We start from the raw sequence: 5,517 nt of genomic DNA, 5'->3' as shown, positions 1-5,517 counted from the left end.
GCGCCACCCCCGTGCGGAGGTGGCGGGGCTCGCGGCGGTGCCGGGCCATCCGGTGTCCGCCGGTCAGCGTCCGCCGGCCACCCGGCGGCGCAGGCCCACGGCGGCGCCCAGTGCGAGCAGGCCGAGCACGGCCGCACCGACGATCCCGTTCGTGCCCGAGCCGGTCCCGGCGGTCTCCACACCCGTGTCCGCAGGGCCCTCCGGCACCGGCATCTGGGCGGGTGCGAGGACGCCGCAGGCCACCGGGATGTCGGAGGCGAGGGGCAGCTCGGGGGCCATCGGATTGACCTTGGCCTGTGCCGCGGCCGAGAGGGTGGCCGGGTCCGCGCCGTGGACGTTGACCACGGCGGTGCCGTTCTGCAGGGCCGCGACCATCGCGGCGTCCACCGGGATGGTGCGCTGGTAGGAGTAGGCGTCCCCGGCGGGGAACCGGTCGACCGCCACGGCCGAGGCCGGTGTGGTGTCCCCGGAGGTGGTCAGGGAGGCCCCGATCCCACCGGTCCAGGGCTCGCCCTCCATGGAGCTGACCGCGCCGTCCCCGTCGGCGTCGGCCGTCGGGGGAGCGCAGACCCCCTGGCCCCCGATGTGGATGTGCTGGGCGTGCGGATACGGCGCGCCCTGGAACAGGGCGGGGGCGCCGGCGACATCAACGGTCACGGTGGCCTCCTGACCGGTGACCTCCACGACGGCGTGGCCGGCAGCGGTGCTGTTGTTGACGGGAGCGAGTTCGGAGTGGAAGGACATGCTGTCGGCCGCGGCGTGGGCGCCGTTGGCGTGGGCGGCGGTGGCGGGCAGGGTCAGGGTCGCTAGCGCAAGTGTGGGCACGGCGAGCAGAGCGGACTTCTTCACGGGATCGGCCTCTCGACGGGAGTGACGGGACGGGGAAGTGACGCAATGCACAGTTTACTGATGGTTTTCGGGGCGTCGAGAGCAAATAGGAAAGTGCTTCTGCGAATTAGGCCGGGAACAGGTTGCTGATCCCGGCTCGGTTCCGGCGCGGAACGCGGCGTCCGGTTCCGTCCCCCGGGCCGAGCGCGGTGGGGCCCTCGCCGCGGGGTCGACCCGGTGCCGGGGAGAGGACGAGGCGCCGCCCGCGAGGGACCAGGTGGCGGGCGGCGCCGGGAGAGTCCGTCCGGCCGTGCTCCGGTGTCCCCCCACGTGCATCGCACATCGGACCCGTGAGCCGATCGTGACTCGTCAAGGAAAGGTTACTGACCCTTCGACAGCTGTTCATCATTTCGTAAGGCGGCTCACAGTGCCGGTGCCCCCGTTCCGACGTGCGAGGACGCCCTTCCGGTGCCCGGTGCCGCTGCCGACCCGGTGGTCCGTGCGGCTCCGGCCCCGCGCCGGGGGCCTCAGTAGGCGGTGCGCGCGGTGTTCCTGGCCCAGGCCTCGAACGGTGCGTTGCGCTCGTCGAGGGCCACCGGGCGCACCGGCAGGGAGCGTTCGTGCTCGGGCTTGGCGAAGTACTCGTAGAACTCGGCGTCGTCGAAGCCGCCGGAGGCCGCGTCGTGCCGGTCCGCGGCGAACCAGACGGCGTCCAGGCGCGCCCACAGCGAGGCGGACAGGCACATGGGGCACGGCTCGCAGCTGGTGTAGAGGGTCGCGCCCGCGAGGTCGAACGTGCCCAGCTCGCGGCAGGCCGTGCGGATCGCCATGACCTCCGCGTGCGCGGTCGGGTCGTTGTCGGCCGTGACGCGGTTGACGCCGGTGAAGCGGCGTCCGTCCGCGGTGACGACGACCGCGCCGAAGGGGCCGCCGTCGGCGACGGCGTTGCCCACCGCCAGGTCGATGGCCTCGAGCAGCAGCTGCCGGGCCTCGGCGGGCGGGATGATGTCTGTGTCCATGCGGATCTCCCGGGGTGGGCGCAGTCGCCGCCGGGAGCGTCCCGGGCAGGGGCCGGAACGTGCGCCGACGCCCGGCCGCTGCGTGGTCGGTGGTGCGGTTCTGCCCGGTGGACGGCCCCGGACCCGGGCCCGCCCCGGGCTGGTCCCGAGATTACCGAGGAGGCGCGCCAGACGACAACAGGTGTCCCGGCGCACCGGCGGTTCGTGCCGTGCCGCCCGGGCCGAGCCCCCGCCGCACCGGGTCCCGCCGCTGCCGCACCGTCCCCGCCGGGCGCGGCCGCCCGGTGGGTCGCTGGAGTCCGGCGGCTCACCAGAGAGGAGGGCACCCGCCCGCCGCGACGGGCCCGCGCTCCACCGGGCACGGGCCGGACGGTCGCCGCAGCGGCGCCCGGACCTCCCGAGCCCACCAGGAGGGCGCTCCTCCCACGGCCGACCTGTTCGACGTCAACCACGGCGGCGCCACGCACCCCGGAGCCGACTCCGACGAGCACGTGGTGCTGTACACCGTGGTGTCCGAGACGGAGCAGCACATGGTCCTCGACGACGGCTTCACCGACGACAAGCGCACCGGCCTGGTCCAGGGCCCCGCGGGTCGTCCCACGCTGCAGAACCGCATGGCGGCCACCGAGGGCAGCGCGATGTTCGCGTCCTGGTCCCAGATCGCCCGGCAGCCCCGCCGACCGGACCCGCCGATCGGACCCGCCGATCGGCGGGCCGGGTGGCGGGGTGGGCCCGGCCCGCGCGCCGGAGGGCCGTCTCGGCGCGCTGCTGCGCCGTCTCGGCCTCCGGTGACGTCGCCGTCCCCGGCCGGGGACGGCGCGGCCTCGGGGCGCGGAGGCCTGCGGGGACGGCCCGTCCGGAGGGGCGGAGCAGTGCGCCGAGGGTGTCCCGTGCGGGCAGGCCATAGGCTGGTCAGCGGACCTGTCCGCCCGTTCCCCTGAGGAGTGCACCGTGCCCCTGATCCAGCGACACCTGTTCGGCCCCGGCCCGTCCAACCCCTATCCGGAGGCCACGGCGGCGCTCGGCCACCCGCTGCTCGGCCACCTGGATCCCGCCTTCCTCGACGTCATGGACAGTGCCTGCGAGGGGCTGCGCACGGTCTGGGGCACGGCGAACCGGCGCACCCTCCCGCTGAGCGCCACAGGCTCCGCCGGCATGGAGGCGGCGTTCGTCAACACGGTGGAGGAGGGCGACGTCGTCGTCGTCGCCGTCAACGGGCTGTTCGGCGAGCGCATGTGCGACGTCGCGGCCCGGTGCGGCGCCGAGGTGGTGCGCGTGGACTTCCCCTACGGGGAGCCGATCGACCCGCAGCGCGTCGCGGAGGCACACCCGTCCCCGAAGATCATCGCGGCGGTGCACGCGGAGACCTCCACCGGTGTGCGCTCCGACATCGCCGCGCTCGGCGGGCTCAAGGGCGACGCCCTGCTGCTCGTGGACGCCGTCACGTCGATCGGCGGCATCGAGCTGCGCGCGGACGACTGGGGCGTGGACCTCGGCTACGCGGGCACCCAGAAGTGCCTGGGGGTCGCCCCGGGGCTGGCGCCGTTCACGATCTCGGACGCCGCGTTCGAGCGCCGGGTGCAGCTCCCGCGCTCCTGGTACCTCGACCTGGGCCTGCTGGGCGGCTACGCGGGCGAGGCGCAGGGCCGCGCCCGCACCTACCACCACACGGCACCCACGGCGATGATCGCGTCCCTCGACGCCGCACTGCGCCGGATCGCGGAGGAGGGCCTGGAGAACGTCTGGGCCCGGCACCAGGCCGCGGGCGAGGCGCTCCAGGCGGGGCTGCAGGAGATGGGCCTGGAGCTGTTCGCCGCCGAGGGGCACCGCCTCCCGGAGTTGACCACGGTCAAGGTGCCCGAGGGCGTCGACTCCGCCTGGGTGCGGGCCTATCTGCTGGAGCACTTCTCCGTGGAGATCGGGGCGGGCGTGAAGGAGTACGCGAACACGGTGTGGCGGATCGGCCTGATGGGGCCCAACGCCGAGGCCGGCTCGGTGACCCTCGTGCTGGGCGCCCTGCAGGAGGCGCTGCGGAGGGCCCCCGCCCTGGTGTGAGCCGCCCCGCGTCCCCGACCCCGCCGAACTCACCGGTTCGACGCGAACTGACGGCACATCTGCGGGTGTCTCGGGGGCGAACCGGTGAGCTCGGCGCAGTGGCGGGGGAGACGGGTCCGGTTCCGCCGGGCCTTCCGACGGCGGAGGGCACTCGGTTCCGCGCGGCGCGGCCATCGCCGATCGCAGCGGTACGGGCTGCCCGGCGTCCGCTCAGATGAGGTCGGTCTCGGAGCGCTCGACGCGCTCCCCGGTGCCCGGGTCGGCCACGGTGCTGCGGGTGGAGCGCCGCCGCGACGGGACGGCCGCGGCGATCAGGACCAGCACGAGGTAGGCGACGCCCACCCAGAAGATGATCTGGCCGGCCAGGGCGAGGTTCAGCGGCCCCACGGCCGACGGCAGAGCCAGCCAGAGGATCAGGCCGAGGGCGATGGTGATCAGCGGGCCGGCGGGGTTGAGGCGCATGGCGGGGTCCTCTCGGAGGGTGCACGGAGCATGAGTGCGTTAAGTAAAGCAAATACATGCTCCATCATGCGGGACGCGCCGAGCGGATCGGGACACCCGCACCGGCGCCCTGCTCCGACGCGGAAGGTCATGTTCGGTCACGGCAGGACCGGCCCCCCTCGGATCCGGCGGGGACCGCGGGCCCCACCGGGCGACGCGCCGCGGGGTCACGGCCGGGATGCCGCGGTGACACCACGCGGTCAGCGCCGGACGGACCGGGGTGCGTACCGGTGCAACCGCCGCTGGCAAGGAGCGATCCCCGGGGCGGTGCCCCGGTGGCTGCGTCGCCGAACGGGCCGTCCTCCGCCGGGTGCGCCCTCCGGCGGCCGGTGCGCCCGGTGCCGTCGTGGTGATCACGGAGTGGTCCCGCAAGGTGCCCGCCACCGGGTCGGCGGGACCGGTAGCCGGAGCGGTCCCGCTCTGCTTCTATTGAGGAACATGGGGACCTACCGAGGAGGAACATCCGATGGAGACCTGGATCTGGATCGTGCTGGCCGTGGTCGTGCTGGCCGTGGTCGTCCTGGCCGTGCTGGCCGGGAGCCGCAAGAAGAAGGAGCGCGAGACCGTGGAGCGCCGGGAGAACCAGCAGCGCGCCGCGGAGCTGCGGGCGCGCAGCGAGGAGGAGGACCTCTCGGCCCGCGAGCGCAAGGCGGACGCGGACGCGGCCCGCGCCGAGGCGGAGAAGGCCCGGATCGAGGCCGACCGCCTCGAGCAGGATGCCCAGCGGCGGGCCCAGGACGCCGACAAGGTGCGCCAGGAGGCGGAGACCCACCGCCGGGACGCCGCGGCGCTCGCCCCTGACGGGGACGAGCCCGGCTCCGGTGACACCGTCCGCGGACGCCGCGAGGACGTCACCGGCCACGACGCCGGGAACCGCGCCGACGAGGCCCCGTGGCGGGACGGCGACGCCGGCGCGGGCACCGGCACCCACCGGGACGGCGCGGCCGGTCCTGACGGGCACACCCCGGGCGACGGCGACCTCGGCCGGGACGGCGCGGCCGGTCCGGACGGGGACCTCCGCCGGGACGGCGGTCCCGGCTCCGGGGACCGTCCGCGGACCTGAGCCCGGCGGCGGGCGCTGCCGGCGTCGAGCCGCAGGGCACCAGCACGGGCG

Annotated in this window: 5 protein-coding genes; 2 read left to right on the top strand and 3 right to left on the bottom strand. The window is 75.2% G+C overall.

From position 1 onward, the window contains the following. Window positions 1–63 precede the first annotated feature (63 nt). Together ACFU0Y_RS16675 and ACFU0Y_RS16670 are read right to left on the bottom strand one after the other, a co-directional pair. Window positions 64–849, bottom strand: a complete 786-nt coding sequence (locus ACFU0Y_RS16675; protein ID WP_380215839.1) for a hypothetical protein — start codon at window positions 847–849, stop codon at window positions 64–66. 506 nt (window positions 850–1,355) lie between these two features. Then, entirely contained in the window at window positions 1,356–1,847 is a 492-nt protein-coding gene (locus ACFU0Y_RS16670; RefSeq protein ID WP_380215837.1) for a nucleoside deaminase, read from the bottom strand. 951 nt (window positions 1,848–2,798) lie between these two features. Between ACFU0Y_RS16670 and ACFU0Y_RS16665 the strand changes: the two genes are divergently transcribed. Continuing rightward, window positions 2,799–3,902: a pyridoxal-phosphate-dependent aminotransferase family protein gene (locus ACFU0Y_RS16665; protein WP_380215835.1), complete on the top strand. Its 1,104-nt coding sequence runs from the start codon at window positions 2,799–2,801 to the stop codon at window positions 3,900–3,902. Between the two features lie 210 nt (window positions 3,903–4,112). On the opposite strand, the gene ACFU0Y_RS16660 is transcribed toward ACFU0Y_RS16665, so the two are convergent. Beyond that, entirely contained in the window at window positions 4,113–4,364 is a 252-nt protein-coding gene (locus tag ACFU0Y_RS16660) for a DUF6458 family protein (RefSeq protein ID WP_380215833.1), read from the bottom strand. Window positions 4,365–4,869: 505 nt separating this feature from the next. Here ACFU0Y_RS16660 and ACFU0Y_RS16655 point away from each other — a divergent pair. Next, window positions 4,870–5,466 carry a hypothetical protein gene (locus ACFU0Y_RS16655; RefSeq protein ID WP_380215831.1) on the top strand — a complete coding sequence of 199 codons (597 nt, stop codon included), beginning with the start codon at window positions 4,870–4,872 and terminating at the stop codon, window positions 5,464–5,466. The last annotated feature ends 51 nt before the right edge of the window (window positions 5,467–5,517 follow it).

Source organism: Kocuria sp. NPDC057446 (assembly GCF_042802875.1).
Classification (GTDB): Bacteria; Actinomycetota; Actinomycetes; order Actinomycetales; family Micrococcaceae; genus Kocuria.
Note: the sequence above shows the minus strand (reverse complement) of the source record. Positions and strands in the feature narration are given on the sequence as shown.

Bases quoted from the DNA above. Each gene is read 5' to 3' on its own strand.
- ACFU0Y_RS16655 (WP_380215831.1), top strand. From the start codon at position 4,870: ATGGAGACCTGGATCTGGATCGTGCTGGCCGTGGTCGTGCTGGCCGTG.
- ACFU0Y_RS16670 (WP_380215837.1), bottom strand. From the start codon at position 1,847: ATGGACACAGACATCATCCCGCCCGCCGAGGCCCGGCAGCTGCTGCTC.
- ACFU0Y_RS16660 (WP_380215833.1), bottom strand. From the start codon at position 4,364: ATGCGCCTCAACCCCGCCGGCCCGCTGATCACCATCGCCCTCGGCCTG.